The sequence below is a fragment of the Streptomyces spinoverrucosus genome, from assembly GCF_015712165.1.
Classification (GTDB): domain Bacteria; phylum Actinomycetota; class Actinomycetes; order Streptomycetales; family Streptomycetaceae; genus Streptomyces; species Streptomyces spinoverrucosus_A.
The window spans coordinates 2,258,475-2,284,928 of the sequence record NZ_JADPZX010000001.1 but is presented as its reverse complement, the minus strand read 5'-3'; the positions used below and the strand labels follow the sequence as shown (position 1 = coordinate 2,284,928).

The 26,454-nt window shown below is 71.7% G+C and carries 23 protein-coding genes and 3 pseudogenes; 8 read left to right on the top strand and 18 right to left on the bottom strand.

The features are described from left to right. Positions 1-255: 255 nt before the first annotated feature. The 7 genes from I2W78_RS10120 to I2W78_RS10090 all read right to left on the bottom strand — a co-directional run bounded on the left by I2W78_RS10120 (position 256) and on the right by I2W78_RS10090 (position 6,954). The gene (locus I2W78_RS10120) at positions 256-957 is read right to left on the bottom strand and encodes an LAETG motif-containing sortase-dependent surface protein (RefSeq protein WP_196458855.1); all 702 of its coding nucleotides are present in this window, start codon (positions 955-957) and stop codon (positions 256-258) included. A gap of 161 nt (positions 958-1,118) precedes the next feature. Continuing rightward, complete coding sequence (locus I2W78_RS10115; RefSeq protein ID WP_196458853.1) at positions 1,119-2,249, bottom strand: LOG family protein; 1,131 nt, start codon at positions 2,247-2,249, stop codon at positions 1,119-1,121. A 26-nt stretch (positions 2,250-2,275) separates the two neighbouring features. Next, on the bottom strand, positions 2,276-2,683 hold the full coding sequence (locus I2W78_RS10110) for a VOC family protein (RefSeq protein WP_196458851.1): 408 nt from the start codon (positions 2,681-2,683) through the stop codon (positions 2,276-2,278). A 97-nt stretch (positions 2,684-2,780) separates the two neighbouring features. Then, on the bottom strand, positions 2,781-4,124 hold the full coding sequence (locus I2W78_RS10105; RefSeq protein ID WP_196458849.1) for a hypothetical protein: 1,344 nt from the start codon (positions 4,122-4,124) through the stop codon (positions 2,781-2,783). Then, a complete protein-coding gene (locus I2W78_RS10100; protein WP_196458847.1) occupies positions 4,106-4,846 on the bottom strand; it encodes an ABC transporter ATP-binding protein in 741 nt (246 codons plus the stop codon). The genes I2W78_RS10105 and I2W78_RS10100 overlap by 19 nt, the downstream gene beginning before the upstream one ends. Positions 4,847-5,038: 192 nt before the next feature. Then, positions 5,039-6,421 (bottom strand): aspartate aminotransferase family protein, encoded by a 1,383-nt coding sequence (locus I2W78_RS10095; protein WP_196458845.1) that lies wholly within the window; start codon positions 6,419-6,421, stop codon positions 5,039-5,041. Beyond that, the gene (locus I2W78_RS10090) at positions 6,406-6,954 is read right to left on the bottom strand and encodes an Lrp/AsnC family transcriptional regulator (RefSeq protein WP_196458843.1); all 549 of its coding nucleotides are present in this window, start codon (positions 6,952-6,954) and stop codon (positions 6,406-6,408) included. The genes I2W78_RS10095 and I2W78_RS10090 overlap by 16 nt, the downstream gene beginning before the upstream one ends. 165 nt (positions 6,955-7,119) lie before the next feature. Between I2W78_RS10090 and I2W78_RS10085 the strand changes: the two genes are divergently transcribed. From I2W78_RS10085 to I2W78_RS10065, 5 genes are all read left to right on the top strand, one after another. Continuing rightward, on the top strand, positions 7,120-8,559 hold the full coding sequence (locus tag I2W78_RS10085; RefSeq protein WP_196458842.1) for a gamma-aminobutyraldehyde dehydrogenase: 1,440 nt from the start codon (positions 7,120-7,122) through the stop codon (positions 8,557-8,559). 179 nt (positions 8,560-8,738) lie between these two features. Further along, the gene (locus I2W78_RS10080; RefSeq protein ID WP_196458841.1) at positions 8,739-9,929 is read left to right on the top strand and encodes a polyamine ABC transporter substrate-binding protein; all 1,191 of its coding nucleotides are present in this window, start codon (positions 8,739-8,741) and stop codon (positions 9,927-9,929) included. A 107-nt stretch (positions 9,930-10,036) separates the two neighbouring features. After that, positions 10,037-10,738, top strand: a complete 702-nt coding sequence (locus tag I2W78_RS10075; protein ID WP_196458840.1) for a flavodoxin family protein — start codon at positions 10,037-10,039, stop codon at positions 10,736-10,738. A 91-nt stretch (positions 10,739-10,829) separates the two neighbouring features. Beyond that, on the top strand, positions 10,830-11,717 hold the full coding sequence (locus tag I2W78_RS10070; RefSeq protein ID WP_196458839.1) for a hypothetical protein: 888 nt from the start codon (positions 10,830-10,832) through the stop codon (positions 11,715-11,717). A gap of 100 nt (positions 11,718-11,817) precedes the next feature. Further along, positions 11,818-12,324, top strand: a complete 507-nt coding sequence (locus I2W78_RS10065) for a DM13 domain-containing protein (protein ID WP_196458838.1) — start codon at positions 11,818-11,820, stop codon at positions 12,322-12,324. A gap of 72 nt (positions 12,325-12,396) precedes the next feature. Here the strand turns inward: I2W78_RS10065 and I2W78_RS10060 are convergent, their stop codons facing one another. The 7 genes and pseudogenes from I2W78_RS10060 to I2W78_RS40355 all read right to left on the bottom strand — a co-directional run bounded on the left by I2W78_RS10060 (position 12,397) and on the right by I2W78_RS40355 (position 19,131). Next, a complete protein-coding gene (locus tag I2W78_RS10060; protein WP_196458837.1) occupies positions 12,397-13,740 on the bottom strand; it encodes a hypothetical protein in 1,344 nt (447 codons plus the stop codon). Continuing rightward, positions 13,733-15,367, bottom strand: a complete 1,635-nt coding sequence (locus I2W78_RS10055; RefSeq protein ID WP_196458835.1) for an NAD(P)/FAD-dependent oxidoreductase — start codon at positions 15,365-15,367, stop codon at positions 13,733-13,735. The genes I2W78_RS10060 and I2W78_RS10055 overlap by 8 nt, the downstream gene beginning before the upstream one ends. Positions 15,368-15,418: 51 nt before the next feature. Further along, on the bottom strand, positions 15,419-15,649 hold the full coding sequence (locus I2W78_RS10050) for an anti-sigma factor family protein (RefSeq protein WP_196458833.1): 231 nt from the start codon (positions 15,647-15,649) through the stop codon (positions 15,419-15,421). Continuing rightward, positions 15,646-16,317, bottom strand: a complete 672-nt coding sequence (locus tag I2W78_RS10045) for an RNA polymerase sigma factor (RefSeq protein ID WP_196458831.1) — start codon at positions 16,315-16,317, stop codon at positions 15,646-15,648. The genes I2W78_RS10050 and I2W78_RS10045 overlap by 4 nt, the downstream gene beginning before the upstream one ends. Positions 16,318-16,439: 122 nt before the next feature. After that, positions 16,440-16,670, bottom strand: a complete 231-nt coding sequence (locus tag I2W78_RS10040; protein ID WP_196458829.1) for an anti-sigma factor family protein — start codon at positions 16,668-16,670, stop codon at positions 16,440-16,442. A gap of 213 nt (positions 16,671-16,883) precedes the next feature. Beyond that, a complete protein-coding gene (dmpG, locus tag I2W78_RS10035; RefSeq protein WP_196458827.1) occupies positions 16,884-18,344 on the bottom strand; it encodes a 4-hydroxy-2-oxovalerate aldolase in 1,461 nt (486 codons plus the stop codon). After that, positions 18,341-19,131, bottom strand: a pseudogene (locus I2W78_RS40355) (2-keto-4-pentenoate hydratase). The gene dmpG and the pseudogene I2W78_RS40355 overlap by 4 nt, the downstream one beginning before the upstream one ends. On the opposite strand from I2W78_RS40355, the pseudogene I2W78_RS10025 reads away from it, so the two are divergent. Then, positions 19,088-19,246, top strand: a pseudogene (locus I2W78_RS10025) (IclR family transcriptional regulator); the annotation flags it as partial. The pseudogenes I2W78_RS40355 and I2W78_RS10025 overlap by 44 nt on opposite strands. A 45-nt stretch (positions 19,247-19,291) precedes the next feature. On the opposite strand, the gene I2W78_RS10020 reads toward I2W78_RS10025, so the two are convergent. Beyond that, a complete protein-coding gene (locus tag I2W78_RS10020; RefSeq protein ID WP_196458823.1) occupies positions 19,292-20,425 on the bottom strand; it encodes a serine hydrolase domain-containing protein in 1,134 nt (377 codons plus the stop codon). Positions 20,426-20,708: 283 nt separating this feature from the next. On the opposite strand from I2W78_RS10020, the gene I2W78_RS10015 reads away from it, so the two are divergent. Then, positions 20,709-22,376 carry a sigma-70 family RNA polymerase sigma factor gene (locus I2W78_RS10015; protein ID WP_196458821.1) on the top strand — a complete coding sequence of 556 codons (1,668 nt, stop codon included), beginning with the start codon at positions 20,709-20,711 and terminating at the stop codon, positions 22,374-22,376. 65 nt (positions 22,377-22,441) lie between these two features. Here I2W78_RS10015 and I2W78_RS10010 read toward each other — a convergent pair whose 3' ends face one another. Both I2W78_RS10010 and I2W78_RS10005 read right to left on the bottom strand, forming a co-directional pair. Next, positions 22,442-23,140 carry a glycerophosphodiester phosphodiesterase gene (locus tag I2W78_RS10010; RefSeq protein ID WP_196458819.1) on the bottom strand — a complete coding sequence of 233 codons (699 nt, stop codon included), beginning with the start codon at positions 23,138-23,140 and terminating at the stop codon, positions 22,442-22,444. 20 nt (positions 23,141-23,160) lie between these two features. Next, a pseudogene (locus I2W78_RS10005) lies at positions 23,161-24,307 on the bottom strand (adenosine deaminase). Between the two features lie 142 nt (positions 24,308-24,449). Here I2W78_RS10005 and I2W78_RS41090 point away from each other — a divergent pair. Further along, the gene (locus tag I2W78_RS41090; RefSeq protein WP_269066430.1) at positions 24,450-25,622 is read left to right on the top strand and encodes a DUF4190 domain-containing protein; all 1,173 of its coding nucleotides are present in this window, start codon (positions 24,450-24,452) and stop codon (positions 25,620-25,622) included. Between the two features lie 128 nt (positions 25,623-25,750). Here the strand turns inward: I2W78_RS41090 and I2W78_RS09995 are convergent, their stop codons facing one another. After that, on the bottom strand, positions 25,751-26,320 hold the full coding sequence (locus I2W78_RS09995) for an NADAR family protein (protein ID WP_196458817.1): 570 nt from the start codon (positions 26,318-26,320) through the stop codon (positions 25,751-25,753). Positions 26,321-26,454: the final 134 nt, after the last annotated feature.

Here is a 26,454-nt window from a genome sequence, read left to right as displayed (position 1 = left end):
TGAGGCCGGGGTGCGGCGGTTGGCTGCGATGCGGCGGGTGGCTGTCGGATGGCGGATGGCTGGCGTGCGGCGATGAGGCCGGGGTGCGGCGGTTGGCTGCGATGCGGCGGGTGGCTGTCGGATGGCGGATGGCTGGCGTGCGGCGAAGAGCCACGTACGGCAGGTGGTTGACGTGCTGCGGGCGGGTGTCGTACGGCGGATGGCCCGCCCCCGGTGAGGGGACGGGCCATCGTTGTTCGTGCCGTGCGCCGGGAGTCAGCGGTTGTTGTTCGCGCCACGGCGGCGCATGCCGAAGAACACGGCGCCGCCACCCACGACGACCAGCGCCGCCGCGATGCCGGCGATCAGGCCGGTGTTGGAGCTCGCTCCGGTCTCGGCGAGGTTGGAGTCACCGGCCGCGGGCGACGGGGCGTTGCTCGCGGTGTCCGCGGGCGGGGTGCTGTCGTCCTCGGAGGGCGCCGGGGTCGGCGTACCGGACTCGGCCGGGGTCGAGGGGGTGACCGACGGTTCCGGCGTCGTCTCGGTCGGGGTGGGGGTCGGCGTCGGGGTGTCCTTGGCCGTGCAGGCGGTGGCCGGGGTGACCAGGTTGGGCTCGATGTCCGCGTCCACGTAGGGCGCGGCCTTGACGTGGATGCGGTACGTGGCCTCCGGCTTCCAGTCCTCGGCGAAGGTGATCGTGGTGCCCTCGCGCGAGCCCTTGACCTCCTGCTCGCCGACCTTCTTGATGTCGGCGTTGTTGTTCTGCAGATACACCGTGACGGTCGCCGGGACACCGGCCGGGTCGACGTCCGTGACAGTGATGACGCCCTTGTTGCCGTCGCACTTGGCTTCGGCCGAGAAATCACCGATGTTGCAGGCGAGCGCGTTGCCCGCGGCGCCGAGCGCGAGCGCGGCGGAGGCGGCGGTGACACCGAGGATACGCACGGAACGACGTGCGTTACGGCGAGTTATGGACACGTTTGTCCTTCATGAGTTGCGCAATTGCGGGGGGCTGAGGGGGAGATGAGACGACAGCGACGGCCGGGGCTCATCGCCCCCAGGAGGCTCACAGGTTTATAAGCGCTCCATAAGCAGTGTCAATCCATCTGCGCGTCCTGCGCATTGGCTTTGCCCGCTTATTAACCGCCGAGACGTTTCAACGCTGCCGGAGCGTCCTCGATCCGGTCGACCAGGGCGATCCGCGCCTCCATCGACCGCTCCCGGGCGAGGGACCGCAGCAACGGCCAGGTGGGCAGCCGGTCCGTCCAGTGCTCGCGGTTCACCAGGACCATGGGGGTGGGTTCGCCGCGCGACTCGTAGTAGTTCGGGGTCGCGTTGTCGAAGATCTCCTGTACGGTGCCGGCGGCGCCCGGCAGGAACACCACTCCGGAGGTGCAGCGGGCCAGCAGCCCGTCCTCGCGGGTGGCGTTGGCGAAGTACTTGGCGATGTGCGCGGCGAAGGCGTTCGGCGGCTCGTGGCCGTAGAACCAGGTCGGGATGCCCACCGACGGGCCGCCGTCCGGCCAGCGGTCGCGCACCTCGAAGGCGGTGCGGGCCCAGTCGGTGATGGACGGTACGAACGTCGGGGTCTTCGCCAGCAGCTGGAGCGCCTGGTCGAGCATGTCGTCGGTGTGCGGGGCCGCGTAGGCGCCGAGGTTCGCCGCCTCCATCGCGCCGGGGCCGCCGCCGGTCGCGACGGTGAACCCGGCGCGCGCCAGCTCACGGCCGAGGCGCGCGGCACCGGCGTACGCCTCCGTGCCGCGTGCCATCGCGTGCCCGCCCATGACGCCCACCACCCGGGCGCCGACGAGGAGTTCGTCCAGCGCGTCGGAGATGGCGTCGTCGTGGACGGCGCGCAGCATCGACGCGAAGACGTCGCCGTCGGCCTTGGTCTGCTGGAACCAGGCGTAGGACAGGGCGTCCGGTGTGCCCTCGTACCCCTTCTCCAGACCGTCGAACAGCTCGTCGGGGGTGTGGACGAAGCCGCGGTACGGGTCGAAGGGCAGGTCCGGTATGGGTGGGAAGACCAGGGCGCCGGCGGCGGCGACCCGGGTGGCGGCCGCGTCGGTCATGGGGCAGCCGAGGAAGACGGCGCCGGTGACGTCGACGGCGAGCAGGGCGTCCGTACGGGCCGTCAGGTCGACGGCCTGGACGCGGAATCGGGCGAGGGTGCCCTGGGCGGCGACGACCTCGTCGAACTCGGCGAGTGACTCGATCTCGCGGTCGTGGGAGGCGGTGTGGGTGGCGTGGGCGGGTGGTGTGGAGTGCACCCGCCCATGCTAGGCGCGCGCCTCGCTCAGCCCTCGACGGCCGCCGGGTCCATCCACACGACCTCCCAGGTGTGGCCGTCCAGGTCGTCGAAGGCGCGGCCGTACATGAACCCCTGGTCCTGCACCTTCTCCGACGCGGTGCCGCCGGCGGCGACCGCCTTCTCGACCAGTTCGTCGACCTTCTCGCGGCTCTCCGCGCTCAGGCACAGCAGTACCTCGCTGGTCTTCGTGGCGTCCGCGATCTCCTTCTGCGTGAACGTCGCGTAGAACGGCTTGGTGAGCAGCATCGCGACGATGGTGTCGCTGATCACGACGGACGCCGCGTTCTCGTCGCTGAACTGCTGGTTGATCGAGTAGCCGAGCTCCGTGAAGAACTTCTTCGCGGCGTCGAGATCGTTCACGGGCAGGTTCACGAAGATCATCTGCTGGTACATCTGCGGTCTCTCCCATCGGTGTGGTGCCGTTCGGTGGGGTAGACCCGGGAGCGGTGCGGAACTCATCGCCGGGCGGGCACTTTTTTCGTGCGGGCGTTCAGTGGCTCAGCGGCTGTGCGGCGAGGGCCGCGACGAGCAGGGTCAGCGGGGCGAACAGCGCGACCAGGGCGGCGGCGCGCAGGGTGGCGGCGGCGCGCAGCATGGTCGCGGGGGCGCCGAGGCGGAGCAGGGCGGCGGTGGTGTCGGCGCGGGCGTGCTTGGCCTCGACGGCGGCGGTGAGCAGGGTGGCGAGGGTGCAGCCGGCGACGAGGAGCGCGCCGAGGGTGGTGAGAGGGCCGAAGGTGGGGCCGTCGGGGTTCTGCAGGGCGGCCATGGCGTAGGCGGCGGACGCGACCGCGCAGACGATGCCGAGGGGGCGGCCGATGCGGGAGGACTCCTCCATCAGGACGCGGCCCGCCAGCAGGCGCAGGGCGCCGGGGCGGGCGGTCTGGAGGAGGCGGCCGCACAGGTGGGTGAGGCCGGGACCGGCGACGGCGAGACCGATGGCGGTGAGGAGCCAGCCGAGGAGGACGCCGACGGGGCCGCTGGTGAGGCCGCCGGGCATGTCGGTGGTGGCGGTGGTGTGGCCGGCGTAGGCCTCCACGGAGAGGCCGGCGGCGGCGATGGTGATGCCCCAAGGGAGGGCGGCCGTGGGGTTGGGGCGCTTGCCGGGGGTTTCGGGGGTGTCGGGTGTCGGGGCGTCCGCGGCAGGCCGGGCGGGGTCCTGCTCGGGGGCGGCCGCCGGGGTTGGCTGCGGGTCGTTCCTCACCCCCTGCCTCAGGTGCGCGCCGAAACGCCCGTACGCCCCGAACGTCTCCCGAGTCCCTGTGCGCCCCCGCGCCCCGAAACGGCCGAACGCCCGCCGCGCGCCGTGCGTGCGTGCCGGGCTCGTCTCGCGCGGGCGCAGCACGACGGCCACCGACAGGGACGCGGCTGCCGGGACCAGCGACAGCAGGGTCAGGGCTGCCGGAACCGGGAGGGGCTGTTCCGCCGCGAGGAACTGGGCCGCCGCCCTGTCGAAGGGCATGCCCGTGAGGTCCCCGCGCAGGTGGAGGAAGAAGAGGAGGGCCAGCATCGAGCCGAGGGTCGTCGACAGGGCTGTCGTCGTGGCCGAGACGGCCATGAGGCGGGCCGGACCCAGGCCGATCGCCGACAGGCCGGGGCGTGGGCTGGTGCCGGGGTCGGTGCGTGCGACGGCGACGGCGAAGTGGACCGTGGCGGCCAGGGGGACCGCGCACCAGGCGAGGCGCAGCACGGCGGCGGGGGGATCGTCCGGGTGGCCCAGCGCGTAGCCGAGGGTGCACAGCAGCAGGAAACCCGTGCCGGCCGAGGCCGCCGCGACGAGCAGGCGGCGCAGCTGGACGGCCGGGTGGGCGCCGCGGGTCAGACGGAGAGCGAGCACGCGGCCCGGCCTTCCGCCTCGGCGACCGGCGGCAGGTGCACGGTGGTGACGCACCGCCCGTCCAGGAGGGAGACCGTACGGTCGGCGAGAGCCGCGGTCTGCGGGTCGTGGGTGGCCAGGACCACCGTGAGCCGGTGCGAGCGGGCCGCCGTGGTGAGCGTGCGCAGCACGTGCCCTCGGTCGGCATGGTGCAGCGGGGCGGTGGGCTCGTCGGCGAAGAGGACCGTCGGCGCGGGGGCCAGCGCGCGGGCGATGCACACCCGCTGCCGCTCCGCCTGCCGCAGTTCGTTGGGGCGCCGGCCGGCGCAGTCGCCGACGTCGAGGCGGTCTAGCCACTCCAGGGCGACCTTCTTGGCGCGCCGCCGGCTGGTGCCGCGCAGCATCAGGGGGAGCGCGGCGTTCTCCCAGGCGTTCAGCTCCGGTACGAGGACGGGGGCGGGGTCGATCCAGCCGAACCGGTCGCGGCGCAGCCGCTCGCGGGCGACGGGGCCCATGGTGTGCACGGGGACGCTGTTGAACCAGACCTCGCCGTCGCGGGGGCGCAGCAGGCCGGACAGGCAGGCCAGCAGCGTGCTCTTGCCGCTGCCGCGCGGGCCGGTGACGGCGAGGATCTCGGCCTCCTGGACGGCCAGCGAGACGCCGCTGAGCGCCGGGGAGCCGTCGTGGTGCGCAAAGTGCAGGGCGCGTGCCCAGAGGACGTCGTTGTCCGGCGGAGCCACCATCGGCGTACACCTCAGTTCTGATCCGTATGTGCCGTGCCAGGTCCCTCGTGCGGGGGAACGAAGGCTGGGCCGATCGGTCACTGGGCACGCTAGGCAGCGGCCACCGGGCTCCCGGACAGCACACGGCCCCGGGCCGCCGTTCTCACTCGAACGGACGGCACCGGGGCCGGTGTTGATCATCCAGGACGACGATCAGAGCTTGGTCCACGCCTCCGTCAGGGTGGCCCGCAGGATCTGCTCGATCTCGTCGAACGTCTCCTGGTTGGAGATCAGCGGCGGCGCGAGCTGGACGACCGGGTCGCCGCGGTCGTCGGCACGGCAGTACAGGCCGTTGTCGTACAGCGCCTTGGACAGGAAGCCGTACAGGACGCGCTCGGTCTCCTCGTCGTTGAAGGTCTCCTTCGTGGCCTTGTCCTTGACCAGCTCGATTCCGTAGAAGAAGCCGTTGCCGCGGACGTCGCCGACGATCGGCAGGTCGTGCAGCTTCTGCAGGGTGGAGAGGAAGGCGCCCTCGTTGTCCAGCACGTGCTGGGTGAGGTTCTCGCGCTCGAACAGGTCGAGGTTGGCCAGGCCCACCGCGGCCGACACCGGGTGGCCGCCGAAGGTGTAGCCGTGCAGGAAGGTGTTGTCGCCCTTGTAGAACGGCTCCGCGATGCGGTCGGAGACGATGCACGCGCCGATCGGGGAGTAGCCCGAGGTCATGCCCTTGGCGCAGGTGATCATGTCCGGGACGTAGCCGAACTTGTCGCAGGCGAAGATCGTGCCGAGGCGGCCGAAGGCGCAGATGACCTCGTCCGACACGAGCAGCACGTCGTACTGGTCGCAGATCTCGCGCACCCGCTGGAAGTAGCCGGGCGGCGGCGGGAAGCAGCCGCCGGCGTTCTGCACCGGCTCCAGGAAGACGGCGGCGACGGTCTCCGGGCCCTCGAAGAGGATCTGCTGCTCGATCTGGTCGGCGGCCCAGCGGCCGAAGGCCTCGGGGTCGTCGCCGTGGATCGGGGCGCGGTAGATGTTGGTGTTCGGCACCTTGTGCGCGCCCGGGACCAGCGGCTCGAAGGGGGCCTTCAGGGCGGGCAGGCCGGTGATGGACAGGGCGCCCTGCGGGGTGCCGTGGTAGGCGACCGCGCGGGAGATGACCTTGTACTTGGTCGGCTGGCCCTTGAGCTTGTAGTACTGCTTGGCGAGCTTCCAGGCGGTCTCGACCGCCTCGCCGCCACCGGTGGTGAAGAAGACCTTGTTCAGGTCGCCGGGGGCGTGGTGCGCGAGGCGCTCGGCCAGCTCGACGGCCTTCGGGTGGGCGTAGGACCACACCGGGAAGAACGCCAGCTCCTGCGCCTGCTTGGCGGCGGCCTCGGCGAGTTCGACGCGGCCGTGACCGGCCTGGACCACGAACAGACCCGCCAGACCGTCGAGGTAGCGCTTGCCCTTGTCGTCGTAGATGTAGGTGCCCTCACCGCGCACGATCGTCGGCACGGGGGAGTTCTCGTACGAGGACATGCGGGTGAAGTGCATCCACAGGTGGTCGTACGCGGATTTGCTGAGGTCCTTGGTACTCACGGTTATCGGGTTCCCCACATGTAGGTCTGCTTCTTGAGCTTGAGGTAGACGAAGCTCTCGGTGGAGCGCACCCCGGGCAGGGCCCGGATGCGTTTGTTGATGACGTCCAGCAGGTGGTCGTCGTCCTCGCAGACGATCTCGGCGAGGATGTCGAACGAGCCCGCGGTCATCACCACGTACTCGACTTCCGACATGCCGGTCAGCGCGTCGGCCACGGACTCCGTGTCGCCCTCGACGTTGATACCGACCATCGCCTGACGGCGGAAACCCACGGTGAGCGGGTCAGTGACGGCGACGATCTGCATCACGCCCTGGTCGAGCAGCTTCTGCACGCGCTGGCGCACGGCCGCCTCGGACAGGCCCACGGCCTTGCCGATGGCGGCGTACGGCCGGCGGCCGTCCTCCTGGAGCTGCTCGATGATCGCGAGGGAGACGGCGTCCAGCTGGGGGCTGCCGTTCCTGGACTCGCGGGAGGACTCACGGAAGGACTCGCGGAGATCCCGCGAGTTCCTCTGCTCTGCGCTTCGACTGGCCACGGCCACACTGTGCACGACGTTCCGACAGTTTCGCAAGGCCGAAGCGATGAAATCCGTTGTTTACGAGTTCCTAGCTTGCGGATATCGCAGATCTGGCGCATCGGGGGGTGTTGAAATCGTGGGACTACCGATTAGGGTGGGTGTCTCAGTGATTGGACACCCGACTTTGGAGGGCCGGCAGTGAGCACCGAGCTGCGTCGTCTGCGCAACTACATCGACGGAGAGTTCCGGGACGCCGCCGACGGACGGACCACCGAGGTGGTGAACCCGGCCACCGGCGAGGCGTACGCCACCGCCCCGCTGTCCGGGCAGGCCGACGTCGACGCCGCGATGGCGGCCGCCGAGGCCGCGTTCCCGGCGTGGCGGGACACGACCCCGGCGGAGCGGCAGAAGGCCCTGCTGAAGATCGCGGACGCGTTCGAGGAGCGCGCCGAGGAGCTGATCGCGGCCGAGGTGGAGAACACGGGCAAGCCGGTCGGGCTGACCCGCTCCGAGGAGATCCCGCCGATGGTCGACCAGATCCGCTTCTTCGCGGGCGCGGCCCGGATGCTGGAGGGCCGCTCCGCCGGTGAGTACATGGACGGACTGACCTCGATCATCCGCCGTGAGCCGGTCGGCGTCTGCGCGCAGGTCGCGCCGTGGAACTACCCGATGATGATGGCCGTGTGGAAGTTCGCCCCGGCGATCGCCGCGGGCAACACGGTCGTGCTGAAGCCGTCGGACACGACCCCCGCCTCCACGGTCCTGATCGCCGACATCATCGGCTCCGTCCTGCCCAAGGGCGTCTTCAACGTCATCTGCGGTGACCGCGAGACCGGCCGCATGATGGTCGAGCACCCGACCCCGGCGATGGCATCCATCACCGGCTCGGTGCGCGCCGGCATGTCGGTCGCCGAGTCCGCGGCCAAGGACGTCAAGCGCGTCCACCTGGAGCTGGGCGGCAAGGCACCGGTCGTCGTCTTCGAGGACACCGACATCGCCAAGGCCGTCGAGGACATCTCCGTGGCGGGCTTCTTCAACGCCGGTCAGGACTGTACGGCGGCCTGCCGCGTCCTGGTGCACGAGGCCATCCACGACGAGTTCGTCGCCGCCCTCGCCAAGGCGGCGGCCGACACCAAGACCGGTCAGCCGGACGACGAGGACGTGCTGTACGGGCCGCTCAACAACCCCAACCAGCTCAAGCAGGTCGAGGGCTTCATCGAGCGGCTGCCCGCGCATGCGCGCGTGGAGGCCGGCGGCAAGCGCGTCGGCGACAAGGGCTACTTCTTCGCGCCCACCGTCGTCTCGGGCGTCAAGCAGGACGACGAGATCATCCAGAACGAGGTCTTCGGCCCGGTCATCACCGTCCAGTCCTTCCGGGACGAGGACCAGGCGGTCGAGTACGCCAACGGCGTCGAGTACGCCCTCGCGTCCTCCGTCTGGACCAAGGACCACGGCCGCGCCATGCGGATGTCGAAGAAGCTCGACTTCGGCTGCGTGTGGATCAACACCCACATCCCGCTGGTCGCCGAGATGCCGCACGGCGGCTTCAAGAAGTCCGGCTACGGCAAGGACCTGTCGGCGTACGGCTTCGACGACTACACGCGGATCAAGCACGTGATGACGTCGCTGGAGGCGTAGCGCTCTGCGCACAGGGCCCGCCCTGTCGAAAACTCGGCCCCGGACGGAGGACGGACCGTCCGGGGCCGTGGTGTGTCCGGGCGGTGTAGTCGAGGCATCGACAGGGTGTCTGCGCTGCGCGGGTGGGCTCGACGCAGCGTCCATTGTCCCTCCCCCGGCATCGGCGGCATGCTGCAAGAATGGCCCTCCCACCTCGGAACACACCCGCGCTGTCCCGCCGCACCCTGCTGCGCGCCCTCGGCGGCGGTGCCGCGCTCGGCGCGCTCGCCGGCTGCGGGGTGCCCGCCGCGTACGTGGCACCCGGCGACCGGGCGGCCGCCGACCTCTCCGCCCGCGACCGGCGGCTGACATGGGCCAACTGGCCGCTGTACATCGACACCGACGACTCCGGCCGCAAGCGGCCCACGCTGGAGGCCTTCGAGCGGCGCACCGGCATCGCCGTGGACTACGTCGAGGAGATCAACGACAACGACGAGTTCTTCGGCAAGATCAGCCCGGCACTGATGAACCACCAGTCCACCGACCGCGATCTGATCGTCATCAGCGACTGGATGTGCGCCCGGTTCGTCCGGCTGGGCTGGGTGCAGGAGATGGACCGCGCCCGCCAGCCGAACGTCACGCGGTACCTGGACCCGCTGCTGCGCTCACCGGCCTTCGACCCCGGCCGCAAGTTCACCGTGCCGTGGCAGTCCGGCATCACCGGCATCGCCTACAACCGCCGGGCGCTGGGCCGGGAGATCCGCCATGTCTCCGACCTGTGGGCGAACGACCTCAAGGGCCGGGTCACGCTGCTGTCCGGGCTGGACGAGGCGTTCGCGCTGCTGATGCAGGGCGACGGCGTCGACATCACGCGGTGGACGGCGGACGACTTCCACCGGATGTGCGACCAGGTCGAGAAACGGGTCAAGGGCGGTCACATCCGCCGCTTCACCGGCAACGACTACATCAAGGACCTGTCCAGCGGCGATGTCCTGGCCTGCCAGGCCTACTCCGGCGATGTGATCCAGCTCCAGGCGGACGATCCGGACATCGAGTTCGTCGTCCCGGAGGAAGGCGCCGAACTCTGGTCCGAGTCCCTGATGATCCCCAACCTCGCCGCCCACAAGACCAACGCCGAGCGGCTCGTCGACCACTACTACGATCCGGAGGTCGCGGCGGAGCTGGCGGCCTGGGTCAACTACGTCTGCCCCGTCCCGGCCGCCCAGGACGTCCTGGCCTCCGCCAAGGACGAGGAGACCGCCGCACTGGCCGAGGACCCCCTGATCTTCCCGGACACCGCGATGCGGGCACGCCTGGCGATCGCGCGGGACATCGAGGCGGAGGAGCGGGTGGAGTTCGCGCGGCGGTGGAACGGGATTGTGGGGTTGTGAGGGGGGCGCACAGGCCGCGTGACGAGGATTTCCCGCGGGCCGGCGCCTTCGGGGCTCAACTTCCCGGCTGACTTGTAACGTTCGGCGGGCCGGTCGCACTGAGGAGTATGAGCCATGACGACCTGCGTGCACTGTTCCTCAACTGCACGCTGAAGAAGAGCCCGGAGCGCAGCCACACGCAGGGCCTGATCGACCTCAGCTCGCGGATCATGGAGAAGCAGGGCGTGCGGGTCGAGCACCTGCGGCCGATCGACCATGAGATCGCCACCGGCGTCTGGCCGGACATGACCGAGCACGGCTGGGAACGCGACGCGTGGCCGTCGATCTACCAGCAGGTGATGGCCGCCGACATCCTCGTCGTCGCCGGGCCGATCTGGCTCGGCGACAACAGCTCGGTCGCCAAGCTGGTCATCGAGCGGCTCTACGCCTGCTCGGGCCTGCTCAACGACGCCGGTCAGTACGCCTACTACGGGCAGGTCGGCGGCTGTCTGATCACCGGCAACGAGGACGGCGCCAAGCACTGCGCCATGAACATCCTGTACAGCCTGCAGCACCTGGGGTACGTCATCCCGCCGCAGGCCGACGCGGGCTGGATCGGGGAGGCTGGGCCAGGACCCTCGTATCTCGATCCGGGCTCCGGCGGTCCCGCCAACGACTTCACCAACCGGAACACCACGTTCATGACGTGGAACCTGCTGCATCTGGCACGGCTGCTCAAGGACGCCGGGGGCATTCCGGCGCACGGGAACCAGCGGTCGCAGTGGGACGCGGGGTGCCGGTTCGACTTCGAGAACCCGGAATACCGCTGAGTCGGCGCCAGGTCGGCAACCAGTCAGCGTCCAAGTCATCGCCCAAGCCATCGCCCAAGCCATCGCCCAGTCAGCAACGAAAGGCCGAGAAATGACCGCCGAGAACACCGTCGAGACCGTTCCGACCTGCGCCTACCCGGGGTGCACCAATCCGCCCGAGCCCGCCGCCCCCGACGCGCAGGGGCCGGCGTCCCGCTACTGCGGGCACCCCGAGCACAACGCGCTCGGCGCGTTCCGCAAGTTCCGCGCCAAGCGGCAGCAGCGCAAGGAGGACAAGCGCGCGGCGGCCGAGGCCAAGAAGGCGGCCAAGGAGGAGGCGATGGCGGCCCAGGCGCCGGTCGACGGGCACGCCTGGCCCACCATCGAAGCCGTACCCCAGGCGTCCGGGCAGGTCCCCGGCGCCGAAGTGGTGCCGCACCAGCATGGGCAGGCCCCCGCCGACGGGGCGTCCGAGCCCGCGCCGATGGAAGCCGTGCACAGCGAGATGGAGGCGATGGCGGCCATGGCGGCGATGCCGGTGGTCGACAACGACCGTGCCGCCCAGTCACGCGACGACCTCGTCGCGCTCATCAAGCAGCTCGCCACCGAACTGCCCTCCTACATAGAGGAGTTGGCGATCATCACCGACTCCGCGGCGGCCGAGGCCCGGATCGAGACGGTCACCCGCGCCTCCGCGCAGCGCATCCTGGCCGCCGAGGAGCGTGCCACGCTCGCCGAGGAGGCGGCCGACCTGGCCATCGCCGAACTCGACGCCGGGCAGCAGAAGTTCGCCGAGGAGACCGCCGCGATCCGCGAGGAGACGGCCCGCCAGGTGGCGGACGCCGAATTCGTCCGGGCCGAGCTGGAGCGCTACCGCGAACGTGTCGGCATGCTCGAGGTCCGGCTCGACGCCGTCCGCGACGAGGCCGACGAGCTGCGCCGCGCGCGGGCCGCGCACGCCGTCGAGGCTGAGCGGCCGCGCCCCGCTGAGAACTGCTGACGAAGACGTCGCAGAGCGGCGGGCGTTCATCTGTAACGTTCGCCGCTCTTTCCGTCTCTGAATGCCAACACCCGAACGAGAAACGGAAACGGAAACCCTCATGCGCCGAAACAAGCGTCCCGTCCTCTGGATCACCACCGCCGTGGTCGTCGTCGCGGCAGCTGTCGGGCTCTACCTCTTCGAGCCCTGGCGGCTGTTCACCACCAACCGCGTGGATGAGGCGCCGCCCGCGGCCGCCGCCCAGCAGGGGGGCACGGCCAAGGAGTTGGCGAGCGGTACGTTCATCTCCCACGAGCACGAGACCAGCGGATCGGTGGAGATCCACAAGCTCGCGGACGGCAAGGCGACGCTGCGTCTGACGGACCTGCGCACGTCCGACGGCCCGGCCCTGCACGTGTGGCTCAGCGACCAGCCGGTCAGGCAGGACGGCGGCGGCAACCTCGACGACGGCCAGTACGTCGACCTCGGCGACCTCAAGGGCAACGAGGGCAACCAGAACTACGCCATCCCGGCCGGCACCGACCTGAACAAGTTCTCCACGGTGACGATCTGGTGTGAGCGCTTCAGCGTGTCGTTCGGCGCGGCCGAGCTGAAGCAGCCTGCCTGACGGACCAGTTCGCGCTGGAAAGCCGTGGGGCGGGTGGCATTGCCACCCGCCCCACGGCTTTCCAGGTTCTGTCTAGGAAACCAGGATGGGAATGAGCAGGGCCACGCACGTGATCAGGCTCCACAACGCCGGCGCCGCGCTCAGCGTCTGCTCGTGCCGCGCGGCCGCCCGGACCGCGGTCGCCTCACTGCGGGGCAGGTGCCACGGGCCGACCCGCTCCTCCAGCCGCTGGTACACCAGGCCCAGGACGGCGCCGTAGGCGAGGTGGCCGACGAGGGAGGGGAAGGACACGGCCAGCGCGGCGGCGCTCCACCGGGGCTCCGAGCCGAGCAGCAGGGGCAGCAGCGTCAGATTGCCCAGGACCCACCACAGGAAGCCGTACGACACACCCCAGCCGATCCCCGACGCCGGGTCGAAGCTGCGCCGGCGGAAGAAGACCGCGTACGTCACGCCGACGACCTGGGAGATCAGCAGGTGGATGACGAGGCCCACGAACGGCGACTGCGAGCCGACCAAGGCGGCGACGACCGGCAGATAGCCCACGGCGACCATGACACCGGTGAAGATCACCCCGCCCGCCAGTCCGGCGACGACCCCGTGCCAGATCGAGATGACCCGCCCACCGGCGAGGCGCCCCTCCAGGGAGTGCCGTACGTCGTCGGAGAACACCGCCCGCGACAGGCCGCCCAGCCAGCCGGTGAGCAGGGCCGTACCGGCACCGAGCAACACGTAGCCGGGCAGCGACTCGACGGCGGTGCGCACCGCGGCCGGCGTCCACTCCAGCCCCCGGCCGTCCAGCAGCGGCGAGACCGTCACCGCCCACAGCACCCACCACGCGAAGCCGAAGGCGGCACCGCGGATCAGGGCGGGGCCACCACCGTCGCCGGGGTCGCCGAAGACCACGGCGTAGGACGCGCCGACCAGCACGCCGACGAGCAGCCCCTGCCAGCCCGGCCCGAGCACCGGGGCGACCACCAGCCCGGACGCCGACGCCCGCACCAGGAGACCGGGACGGAACCGCCGTTCCCCGCGCGACAGCAGGGCGAGGACGGCGGCCGTGACCGCTCCGTAGGCCAGGTGGCCGAGCAGGCTGGGGATCAGCGCCTGCGCCGTCGCCACGTCCCAGGCCACCGACCTGCCCAGCAGGAACGGCAGCAGCGTCAACGGCCCCAGGAACCACCACAGCACGCCGTACGCGAGTCCCCAGAACAGCAGCTCGTGCCGACCCGACACGAGCGCGCCGAAGACGGCCCCGATGATCGCCGCGATCAGCAGGTGGACGGTGAAGCCCACGACGGGCGAGTCGGCTCTGACGATGGCCGCGACGGTGGGCAGGTACCCGATGAGCACCATCACCTCGCCGAAGACCAGTCCTCCCGCGAGCCCGGCGAAGGCTCCGAATCCGGCGTTACGCATGACGGTCATCCTTGCTGGAGAGGGCGATGTCCCTGGGGAACACCAGGTCGAGGGTCCAGTCGGCGAGTACGCGCAGCCGTTTCTCCGTGCTGGGCAGCTTGCTCAGGTAGACCGAGCGCCACAGGACCCAGGCGAGGAATCCGGAGACCCGCCGCCCGCCGATCTCGCCGGCCGCCGTGCGGTGCCCGAGCGAGACCAGTACGCCGAGCCCGCCGAAGCGGAACGGCTCGGGACGGCGACCGCGCAGGACCGCGGCGATGTTGCGCGCCACCGCCCTGCCCTCGCGGATCGCGTGCTGTGCGGTCGGTGGGTGGAACCCTCCCGCCGCGTCGGGGATCCGCGCGCAGTCGCCCAGCGCCCACAGGCCGGATGCGCCGGGAATCCGCATGGTCGGCTCCACCACGAGCGGTCCCCGCATCACCTGCTGGGCCAGCGGGTTGGGCCGGTTGCCGGCCGTCCAGGCCAGCGTGCGGGTGGGGATGCTCTCACCGGAGTCGAGCGTGATGTCCTCAGCGGTGGCCTTGCTCACGCGCGTGCCGAGGCGGAACTCGATGCCGCGGCCGCCGAGTTTGCGCTGCGCGTACAGGCCGAGCCGCGGCGACAGCTCCGGCAGCAGCCGCTCGCCCGAGTGCACGAGCACGAACCTGGGCCGCAGCCCGTGCAGCCGTGGATAGAAGTGGAGCACGTCGTGCACCAGGTCGAACAGTTCGGCCACCAGTTCCGTCCCGGCGAATCCGCCGCCGGCCACCACGAACGTCAGCAGCCTGGCCTGCTCGGCCGGGTCCGGCTCCAGGTCGGCCCGCTCCAGCGCGCTCAGCACCTGGTTGCGCAGCCTGGTGGCGTCCTCGACGGACTTCATCGGGAAGGCGTGCTCGCCCACGCCCGGCAGGTCGAAGAAGTGCGGCACCCCGCCGACCGCCAGGACCAGATGGTCGTACGGCACACGCAGCATGCCCTCCTTGCCGGCGGAGACGTACGCGTTGCGCGTCCGCGTGTCGATCCGGACCACCCGCCCGTGCAGGAAGGAGGCATGGTCGAGCCCGGCACGCACCGGCGCGCTCACGTGCCTGGCCTCCACCGTGCTGGAGGCGACGCCGACCAGCAGCGGCGTGAACAGCAGGAAGTTCGAGTCGCTGATCAGCGTCACATGAGCGTCGAGCCCGCGGCCGATCCGCCGGTCCAGTTCGCGCGCGGCCCCCACCCCGCCGAAACCGCCACCGGTGATCACCACGTGGGGTTTGGCCCGTTGGGGCGCGGGGCGAGGCGGGCGCCAGGTCGACAGGGCGTGGAAGGTGAGCCCGGCGGTCGCGCCGAACAGGGCGGCGCCGACGAGTTCGGGGAAGCGCGACACGGCCACCGCGATCGCCCATGACGGCCGCTGCCCCTCGAAAACGGGAACGAGGGTGAGGGTCCAGGTCACCCAGTCGAGCAGGCCGATGAGCAGGCCGACGGCGAACGCCGAGCCGTTGCTCTGCCGGTGCGCGCCGAAGAGGAGGCCGAGCACGGCGCCCAGTACCACCGCGTGCGCGGCCCAGGGAAGCCACGGCGGGTTGGTGACGAGCGCGACGATCGCGCCGCCGGGCAGTCCGGCGACGACGCCGAACAACAGTCTTCTGAGCAGAGTCATGGACGTTCAGAGCGGGCGCGCCGCACGAGCGTTACAAGACCCCTGCCGGAGCTACTCGCGCTGCCAGTCCCGGAACGCGCTGAGCAACTGCTGCCTGGCGTCCGCCGAGATGCCGTCCGGGGTCAGCTCGCCCGTCGTGGCGATCGTCTGACGGAACTGGTCGAGGTACGTCTCGCACCCGGAGCACTCCGCCAAGTGCTCGATGAAGCGCCGCTCGTCGTCCTCGGGCAGGGCGCCGTCGAGGAACTCGGTCACCAGCTCCACGAACTCGTTGCAGTTCACGCTCGTCCCCTCCCACCAGCGACGTCATGAGCACCGGACAAGTACTTCTCCAGTTTACGGCGCAACAAAGCCCTCGCCCGATGCAGGAGGACGCGCTGGTTTCCCGGCGAGATCTCCAGCAGGTCGCACACCTCCTCCGAGCCGTACCCCGCGACATCGCGCAGTGTGATCACCGTGCGGAGGCGGGGCGGGAGTTCGTCGATCGCCTCCGCGATCACCTCGCGGACCTCGCCGCGCAGCACGTGGTCCTCGGGAATGTGCCAGGGCTGCGGTTTCTGCCCGACGGCCCAGTGCCCGGCGTAGGGCTCGCCGGGGGCGCGGAACCGGTCGGCGTCCACCGTCGGCCCTTCCTCCTCCGGGAGCAGGCTGGTGAAGGGAACCGTCCTGCTCTCCTTGGTGCCGCGCGCCTTGGCCGTGTTGACCAGGATCCGGTACACCCAGGTCTTCAGGGACGAACGGCCCTCGAAGTCGCCGATCCCCTTGATGACCGCCAGCCAGGTGTCCTGGACGGCCTCCTGGGCGGAGTCCCTGGTGGACACGAACGACATGGCCAGCCGGAGCATGCTGCCCGACCAGGTGTCCAGCACGAGGGCGAACGTCTCCTCGTCGCCGTCACGCAGCCGCTGGACCAGCACCTCGTCCGGGGGCAGTTCGCGTGCGCCCGCCATGCGTCTCTCTCCTTGCCGGCTGTCAACTGGGAGCGTCAGCCTAGGGCAGCTCAGGGGGTGCGATCGTATAGCGGCCGGTTTGTTCATGTCCCGGTAAGGACATCGGGGGTCATGAAGGTCCGTCAGTCGCGCCACAAGGCCCGGAAGGCGCCCCGCAGTTGGTCGCGCGCTTCGGTGGGCAGGCTCTGAGCGGGCTGCTCGCCCAGGACCGCGACGGTCTGCCGGAACTGGTCGAGATAGGTCTCGCAGCCGTCGCACTCCGCCAGGTGCGTGAGGCAACGCAGCTCGGTCGGCTCGTCCATGGCGCCGTCGAGAAAGGCCGTCACCAGCTCTACGAACTCACCGCAGTTCATGGCACCTGCCTGATCTCGCTCAGTGGACGATCGACTCTCCGGCCAGGCATCCCACCGAGCGGCCGGGCGGAACGGTCCTGAAACCGCTTCCAGGCTACGCCCCCCGCCTGCGCCGGCTCAGGTGAAGGTGTCCTCAGCCCGGCTGGACGAGCCGGAACATCAGGTCGGCGGCACCCCGCTCCCTCGCCCACCGGGAGGAGACCGTGCCCGCGCTCAGCGGCTTCGGGGTCCCGGACGACTGACGTCGCCCACCAGGTCCAGGGCGATGTCGGTGATCATGTCCTCCTGGCCGCCGACCATGCCCCGCCGTCCGGCCTCGACCAGGATGCCGCGGGTGTCCAGGCCGTACCGGGCGGCGGCGGCCTCGGCGTGCCGCAGGAAGCTGGAGTACACGCCCGCGTAGCCGAGGCTCAGCGTCTCGCGGTCCACCCGCACCTCGCGGTCCTGCAGCGGTCGTACGAGATCGTCGGCGGCGTCCATCAGCGGGAACAGGTCGCAGCCGTGCTCCCAGCCCATGAGGTCGGCGACCGCGACGAACGCCTCCAGCGGACAGTTGCCCGCGCCCGCGCCCTGTCCGGCGAGTGAGGCGTCGACGCGTACGGCGCCGCTCTCGACGGCGACGACGGTGTTGGCGACACCGAGGGCGAGGTTGTGGTGGGCGTGGATGCCGAGCTCGGTGGCCGCGTCGAGGACGTCGCGGTAGGCGCGGAAGCGGTCGCGGACGCCGTCCATGGTGAGCCGGCCGCCGGAGTCGGTGACGTACACGCAGTGGGCGCCGTACGACTCCATCAGCTTGGCCTGGCGGGCGAGTTCGGCGGGCTCGGCCATGTGCGACATCATCAGGAACCCGGCGACGTCCATGCCCAGCTCGCGGGCGGCGGCGATGTGCTGGGCGGAGATGTCGGCCTCGGTGCAGTGGGTGGCGACGCGCACCGAGCGGACGCCCAGGGAGTGCGCCTGCTTGAGATCGTGGACCGTTCCGATGCCGGGCAGCAGCAGGGTCGTGGGGATCGCGTGGCGTACGACGCCGGTGACGGCCTCGATCCATTCCCAGTCGGTGTGGGCGCCGACGCCGTAGTTGACGCTGGATCCGGCCAGGCCGATCGCCTTGCCCTTGGCGGCGCCGCCCACCCGCTGGACGGCGGAGGCGGTCGTCTCGGTGAACTCGTCGATGTTCGCCCGGGTGCCGGGACCGGCGGAGCGGGAGGCGATGGAGGCGACGATCTCGCCGTAGTGGACCGGGGTGACGGCAGATATCGCGGCCACGATGGGGATGGTGGCCTGGCCGCCGCAGGTGACCATGTTGACGTTCGGGGCGTCGAGATGGGCGTCGCCGTTGACCGGTGGGACGACGTACGGGCCGAGGGCGGCCGGGGTGAGGTCGACGAGGGTGCGGCCGAGGGGGCGCAGTACCGCCTCGTGGTGGCGGTGGGCTCCGGCCGAGGTCGCGTCGAAGACGATCTCGACGTCGGCGAACTCGTCCAGCGCCACGAGGCCCTCGATGCCCCGGTGGGTGGTGGCGACCTTCAGGCGGCGGGCGCGGGCCAGGCCGTCGGAGTCCGGGTCGATCCCGGCCATGGCGGCGACTTCGAGGCGCTCCGACAGCCGCAGCACCTTGATCATCAGGTCGGTGCCGATGTTGCCGGAGCCGATGACGGCGATCTTCGTGCTCAACGGTGGTCTCCTTCCGGCGCTTGTGATGAGAACGCGACTCCCACGGAGCCGAGATCCGAGATGTGGGCCTCGAACACGTCACCGGGTGCGACGGGCGCCATCGGGCCCAGCGCCCCGGTGAGCACGAGGTCGCCGGCGCGCAGCGGCTCGCCCCGCTCGGCGAGCGCCGACGCCAGCAGACGGCGGCGTTGAGGGGGCTGCCGAGGCAGTCGGCGCCGGTGCCCTCGGAGACGGTCCGGCCGACCCGGGTCATGGTCATCGTCACGGCGCGCAGGTCGACGCCGGTGAGCGGGACGGGCCTGCCGCCCAGGACGTACGGGCCGCAGGAGGCGTTGTCCGCGACCGTGTCGACCAGGGAGATGTCCCAGTCGGAGACGCGGCTGTCGACGATCTCCAGCGCGGGCAGCGCGAAGTCGACCGCCCGCGGCACGTCCACGACCGTGCACTCCCGGTGCGGCAGATCCCGGCCGAGCACGAGCGCGACCTCGGCCTCCACCCGGGGCTGGAGCAGCCGCCCGGCGGGCACCTCACCGCCGTCGGGCACGGTCATGTCCGCGAACAGCGCCCCGAAGTCGGGACGGTCCACGCCGAGTTGCCGCTGTACGGCCACGGAGGTCAGGCCGATCTTGCGGCCGACGATCCGGCGGCCGGCGTCCTGGCCGCGCCGGACGTTCAGCTGCTGCACGGCGTAGGCGGTCTCCAGATCGCCGCCGGCGTCGAACAGCGTCCGCACCGGCGGGCAGGGGGTCCCGGCGCGGGCGGCCCCCGTCTTCGCCGGCGACACCACGGTGGCCGCCCTCTCGGTCGCCGTACCCCGAAGCCGCTTCCGCCCGGCCCAACTGGCCCCCGCGGTGCGCACGGCGGCCCTGGGGCTGTCCCGCGTGCTGCGCGGAGGCGGGTGACCACGAACCGGGCCTGCCTTGAAGCACGCCTATGTGGAAGCACGCCTATGTGACGGCCGCCTGCACGATCCGCGCGGTGACCGGATTCATCGACTCGTCTTTGGCGTCGGTGGCGTTCACCGAGTAGACGAGGGTCCGGTTCAGCTCGCGGTCGGCGGCTATCGCCGTGCTGTAGCCGTACCGCGCGCCGGACTTGAACCAGAACTCACGGCCTCCGACCTCGTGCAGTTGCAGGCCGGCGCTGTACGAGGCCTTGGTGAGGCCCGCCGGGAGGGTGAACATCTCCTCCAGTTGCGGCCGCGGCAGAATCCGGCCCCCGAAGAGCGCGGTGATCAGCCGCTCCAGGTCCGCCGTCGTGGAGATCATGTCGCCGGCCGCCCAGCGGTCCGCCTGGTTCCACTCCGTCACATCGACGAGCCGCGTCGAGCCGTCCGCCTGCGCGAACGCCTGGTAACCCCGGTTGTGGGGGCCGTGGATGCGCGGATCGGTGCCGGGGAAGTACGTGTCCCGCATCCCGGCGGGGCGCAGCACGCGCCGGGTGGCCTCCAGGGCGTACGACCGCCCGGTCACCTGCTCGATCAGCATGCCGAGGATCGTGTAGTTGATGTTGAGGTAGTGCTGCCGGTCGCCCGGATCGAACTCCGGCCCCTTCGCCGCCGCCGAGGCCACCAGCCGCTCCGGCGGCAGGGTGTCGAAGCGGTGGGCGTACGGGTCGGCGAAGCCGTCGCCCGCCGGGATGCCGCTGGTGTGGTTCAGCAACTGCCGTACCGCGATCGGCAGCTTGAACCGCTCGCCGAGCAGCCCGGGAAGGCAGTGCTGCACCGGCTCGTCCAGGTCGACCCGCCCTTCGGCCGCGAGGTGCAGCACGGCCGCCGCCGTCACCACCTTCGTCGTCGAACCCGCCCGGAACCGGCCGTCCGGATCCGCCGCCCGGCCACCGACCAGGTCCCGCACGCCCGAACTGCCGTGCCAGCGGCCCTCCCTGCCGCCGATCCGCACCAGCGCGGCGGTCGCGTCCGCGTCGGGCAGTCCCTGGATCGCGGCCCGCAGGGCCTTCCGGTCCGGTCCGGGAGCGGGAGGCGGCGACGGTGCCGCCGACGCGGACGGGGCAAGGGGTCCCGCCGCGAGGGCGAGCGCGCCGGAGGCGGCGAGGACGGTTCTGCGGGAGAGCGGGCGCATCAGCGACTCCTGCTGTGATGGGCGAGGCGGTCTTGATCATCCTCATGCGGTACGACCACCCCCGGATCGTCGGCGAGGAGGACCCCGGGCCCTGGTGCGACCCCGGCACAACTGCCCGTCCGGGCAGGGGCGTTGTCCGGGATCGGCCCTAGGGGAACGCGTCGGGCGGAAGCGTCGCCGAAAAACTGTTATCCGCGCGCCCCCGCCCCGTCTCCGAGCGGGGTGTGACCCCTGGCATAGCCAGAAGCACAGGTCGGACTGAGAAGGTGCGTGCGGGCGTCGGATGAGAGTGGAGAGGACTGAGGTGGACGGGCGGCAGTGGCGGTCGACCATCGCGGCGGCGCAGGCCGGGGACCGGCGGGCGCTGGACGAGCTGGTCGCGGGCTGGCTGCCGCTGGTCTACAACATCGTCGGCCGCGCGCTGAACGGTCACGCCGACGTCGACGACGTCGTCCAGGAGACGATGCTGCGCGCCGTCGACAACCTGGGCTCGCTGCGCGACCCGGACAGCTTCCGGTCCTGGCTGGTGGCGATCGCCATGCGGCAGATACGGGACCGGGCCCGGCGCAGCCGCCCCACCGCGCCCGCCGACGAAGTGCCCTCCGACGCCGCCGACTTCGCCGAACTCACCGTGCTGCGGCTCCAGTTGGAGGGGCAGCGGCGTGAGGTCGCCGAGGCCGTGCGGTGGCTCGACGCCGACGACCGGCAGCTGCTGTCGCTGTGGTGGCTGGAGGTCGCCGGCGAGCTCACCCGGCGCGAACTGGCCGCCGCCGTCGGCATCACCCGCCGGCACGCCGCCGTCCGCGTCCAGCGGATGAAGGAACGGCTGGAGACCGCCCGGGGCATCGTCCGCGCCCTGGACGGCGCCTGCCCGGCCCTGCGGGAGCTGACCGCCCGCTGGCCCGGGCGGCCCGACTCCGTGTGGCGCAAGCGGCTCGCCCGGCACATCCGGGGCTGCGGCTACTGCTCGGACGCCCGCGAATCCGTCGTACCGGCGGAACGGCTGCTCGTCGGTATCGCGCTCGTCCCGCTCCCGGCCGGGTTCACGCTGTCGCTGGCGTTCGGCGGCAAGACCGCCGTGGCCGCGACCTCCGTCGGCTGGTCCGCCAAGGTCATGACCGCGCTCACCAAACCGGCCGTCGCCGTGACGGCCGGGGCGACGATCGCCGCGGGCGGCGCCTACGTCGTCACGCAGACGCCGCAGGACACCCCACGCCCTCCGCGTGCGGCCACCCCCGTCGTCCCGACCGCGACCGGCACGCCCACCCCACCGAGCCCGTCGGCCCCGTCAACCCCACCGCCACCCCCCGTCACGAAGGCCGACCTGTACGGCACGGTCGTCGACGCCGTCGACCGGGCGCCGGACCCCGACGCGCGCCCCGCCGCCCTTCCGCGCCGCCCCGAGACCGGGCTCACCAGCACCGGCGGCGCGCACGCCGTGATGAACCACCGCGGCGACAGCGTCACCCTCACCGGCCGGGGCTATGTCCTGGTCCGCTGGCAGATCTCCCCGCACTACCGGGCCGGCGCCCTCGTCATGCCGACCTGGACCGGCCTCAAGGGCAAGCTCTTCCACGTCGCCTCGGGCGGCGGGCGCCGCATGGACGACCGCGTCAGCGACACCGACAGCTCCGCCACCGGCATGGGCAGCACGGCCACCGGCTACGCCGCACCGCCGCCCGGCACCCAGCAGATGTGGCAGAACGAATTTTTCTACGTCGACGGCGCGGTCACCCTCACCGTGAACGAACGCGGCGCCGACTACGGCCTCAGCGTCTTCCCCTCGACCTGGGACGACGTGAACGAGGACGTCAACTACGGGCCGCCCGACGGCGCGATCCGCTACGGCCTCGTCCGCGACACCGGCGAGGACGACGCACCCGTGCCGCAGTACGTCACCCGTGACCGCCCGGCCGACCCGGCGACCGTGCCTCAACGCTCCCGCGTGTAGCGGTCCCGCACGGCCATCACCTCGTCGCCGCGCGCGAACGCCCAGGCGATCGCCCCGTCCCTGGCCTACGCGACGGGCGGCTGGGCGGTGCGCAAGGCGCACAGGGCGTCGACGCGGTTGGTGGTGATCGAGTCGACGCCGAGGCCGAGCAGGCGGCGCATGGTGCGGCGGGTGTCGGGTGTCCACACGGACAGCAGGTAGCCGTCCTTGTGGACGCGGGCGGACAGGGCGCGGCTCACCAGGCCGAAGCGGTAGTTGAGCCAGCGCGGGCGCACCGCGTCCAGCAGGGCCGGGCGCGGTGGGGCCAGGGTCGTCCAGGTGAGGGCGATCTCGGCGGCCGGGTCGGCGGCGCGTACCGCGAGCATCGCGGTGGCGCCCGCGCAGTAGTACACGCGGTCCGCCGCCCCGCACTCCCGTACGACGTCCACGACCCGGCGTGCCGCGCGGACGTCGGGCGGGCCCGGCAGGTCGAGCATCACCCGGTGTCCGTCGGTCGCCGTGAGCGCCTCCGCGAGCGTCGGCACCCGGCCCGCGGTCAGCCCCCGCACCTCGTCCGCCGACAGCGACAGCAGCGGCCGGTCGTGCTCCCACAACCGCTTCAGCGTCTCGTCGTGCAGCAGCACGGGCACACCGTCCCGGGTCAGCCGCACGTCGACCTCGACCGCGTCCGCGCCCAGTCGGAGCGCGGAACGCAGCGAGTCGATCGTGTTCTCGCGGGAGTGGTAGGGGGCACCGCGGTGGGCCACGGCGGTCACGTTCGGCATGGGCCCATTGTGAGGGCGGCTCAACGCGCGAGCCACGCCGAGGTGTAGGAGTCGATCTCGCCCCTGATACGACCCTTGCCGGCGGCGTCGAGGAAGGACGCCTCGACCGCGTTCTTCGCGAGGTCCGCCAGGCCCCGCTCGTCGAGTTCGAGCAGCCGGGCGGCGACGGCGTACTCGCTGTTGAGGTCGGTGCCGAACATCGGCGGGTCGTCGGAGTTGATGGTGACGAGGACGCCGGCCCGGGTGAAATCCTTGATGGGGTGCTCGTCGAGGGTGCGGACCGCGCGGGTGGCGATGTTGGAGGTCGGGCACACCTCCAGCGGGATCCGGTGCTCGGCGAGGTGCGCCAGCAGCTTCGGGTCCTGCGCGGAGCTGGTGCCGTGCCCGATGCGTTCGGCGCCCAGATGGTTCAGCGCGTCCCACACGGTCTCCGGGCCGGTGGTCTCACCGGCGTGCGGCACCGAGCGCAGTCCGGCGGCTATGGCGCGGTCGAAGTACGGCTTGAACTGCGGCCTCGGCACGCCGATCTCCGGCCCGCCGAGCCCGAAGGAGACCAGTCCCTCGGGGCGCAGCTTGTCGTCGGTGGCGAGCCGCGTGGTCTCCTCGGCGGCCTCCAGGCCCGCCTCGCCGGGAATGTCGAAGCACCAGCGCAGTACGGTCCCGAAGTCGGCCTCGGCCGCCTTGCGGGCGTCCTCGATCGCTCCCATGAACGCCTGCTCGTCGATCCCGCGCCGGGTGGAGGAGAACGGGGTGATCGTCAGCTCGGCGTACCGCACCTGCTGGCGCGCCATGTCCCGGGCCACCTCGTACGTCAGCAGCCGGACGTCCTCCGGGGTGCGGATCAGGTCGACGACGGACAGGTACACCTCGATGAAGTGGGCGAAGTCCGTGAAGGTGAAGTAGTCGACCAGGGCCTCGGGGTCGGTGGGGACCTTGGAGTCGGGGTGGCGGGCGGCGAGCTCGGCGACGATCCGGGGGGAGGCGGAGCCGACGTGGTGCACATGCAGTTCGGCCTTGGGCAGTCCGGCGATGAAGGCGTGCAGGTCGCGGGCGCCGGCGACGGCGGACTCGGTGGGGCCGGCGGGCACGGGCGCGGTGGCGTGGTCGGTCAAGGTTCCTCCCCGGAACGGCGTCCGGGCCGGGTGTGACGGCGGGGACGCGGGTGATCGGCTGATCGGTGACTCGGGGATCATCGTAGGCCGCGGTTTGTGGGGGAGTGGAGCGGGTTTCGGGAACCGGGAGGGCGGCACCCGGGCGGTCATGCTCGGGCCGTAGCATGACGGAACGTTCGACAGAGGGGGTCCCGCGCATGACCGACGACGCGCAGCCGCCGGCCGCGCCGGAGCAGAACGCCGCACCTGGTGCCGACGCCGACGGGTCGGGTGCCGCACCTGGGTCCGGTGGTGCGGCGGCCGGTGGCGCCTGGGCGCCGCCGCAGTGGCCGGCGCAGGCCACTCCCGAGGTCTCGCAGGCCCCGCTGGACGCCGGCGCGATCCCCGAGGTCGGTCAGGACGGCGCCGACGCGCCTCGGATCCCGCTGGACAAGCGGTCGGACGCCGATCCCCGCAGCGCCGACCCCGACCCCTGGGCGCCCCCTGCCCACCGCACCCCCGTGGGACCCGGCGACACCATCGCGGCATCCGGCGGCCCGGCCACTCCGGCACCCCCCTCCGTGCACGACCAGCAGACGGTGACGTCCCTGCCCGCCGCGGACCCCTCTCCGCCGTGGGCCGCCCCGACCGCGCCGCCCGGCCCCAGCACGCCCTCGACCGGCACCCCGGCGGCCTTCCCACCGCCGAACCCCGCCACCGGCACCCCCGCGTCCTTCCCGCCCCCGAACCCCACCACCGGCACCCCCTTCGCCCCGCCGACTCCGGTGGCACCGGGCCCCCAGGACGTGCCGCCGCCGAACCCCGCCACCGGCACCCCCGCGTCCTTCCCGCCCCCGAACCCCACCACCGGCACCCCCTTCGCCCCGCCGACTCCGGTGGCACCGGGCCCCCAGGACCTGCCGCCGCCGAACCCCACCACCGGCAACCCCTTCGCCCCGCCCGCCCCCGCTGCCCCGGGCCCCCACGACGTCCCGCCCCCGCCCATCGCCCCCGACGGCCCCGGTCAGGTCCCGTACGGCTACCCGGCGGCCGGCTACGGATACCCGGCGCCCCAGCCGACGTACGGCGGCCAGTACACGCACGGCGCCCCGGGCTACTACGGCTGGCCGGGCGGCGGTCAGGCCGAACCCAGCAACGGCCTGGGCACCGCCGGCATGGTGGTCGGCATCATCGCGGTCGCCGGCTTCTGTCTCTGGCCGTTGGCGATCCTCCTGGGCATCCTCGGCGTGATCTTCGGCGGTATCGGCCGGGCCAAGGCGAACCGGGGCGAGGCCACCAACCCGGGTCAGGCCCTGGCCGGCATCATCTGCGGCGTCGTGGGGCTGGTGCTGGGCGCCGGGTTCGGCGTGCTGGTGCTCATGACGCCGTAGGAGGAGACGGGCCCCGGGAGGGGCCGCCGCCTACCCGACGAGCCCGTGGTCGCAGAAGGGCACGTGGACCTGTGGACCCGACCGCCATGCCGCACCCGGCCGGAAGCGCCCCCTCAGCCCCACTCCGGTTACCCCGCCCGCAACCTCTCCCGCGCCCCCATCAACGCGAACCCCAGCAGATTCAGCCCCCGCCACCGCTCCGGATCCCCCGCGGCCTCGTCGTCCGCCGCCAGCCCGATCCCCCACACCGGGTCCACCGGGCTCGCCTCCACCAGCACCCGCTCCTCGGTGTCCAGCAAAAACTCCCGCAGATCGGCATGCGCGGCGAACTTGTGGAAGCTCCCCTCGGCCACGATCCCGAACCGCTCGCGCTCCCACACGGCCTGGTCGAATCCCCGCACCAACCGCCCCGCCTTCTTCGCCTGGGCGGGATGCTCGGCCGCCAGCGCACGCCGCTCCGCCTCCGCGTCGTCGAAGAGACGTGCCTTGCCGGCCATCATCCAGTGCTCCGCCGTCGCGTATTCCACCCCGTCCACCGTGAACGGCGACGGCCACCACTGACTCAGACAGCTCGCGCCGATCCGCCCGTCCGGTCGTGGCCGGTGCCCCCAGAAGTGCAGATACTTGATTCGGGCACCCGCCCGAACCTCCCTGACCAGCGCATCCCGGGAGTCGATCACTCCCCTGATCCTCTCCATGCATGCGAGTCTGGCAGGCACCACTGACACTCCGTCCCCCCTTTTGGACGCCGACTCGACACCTGGTCGACAGATTCCGTCGCTTAACCAAAAGGCAACAACGGAATCACTTGTTGGACGACCACCCCTCTGTC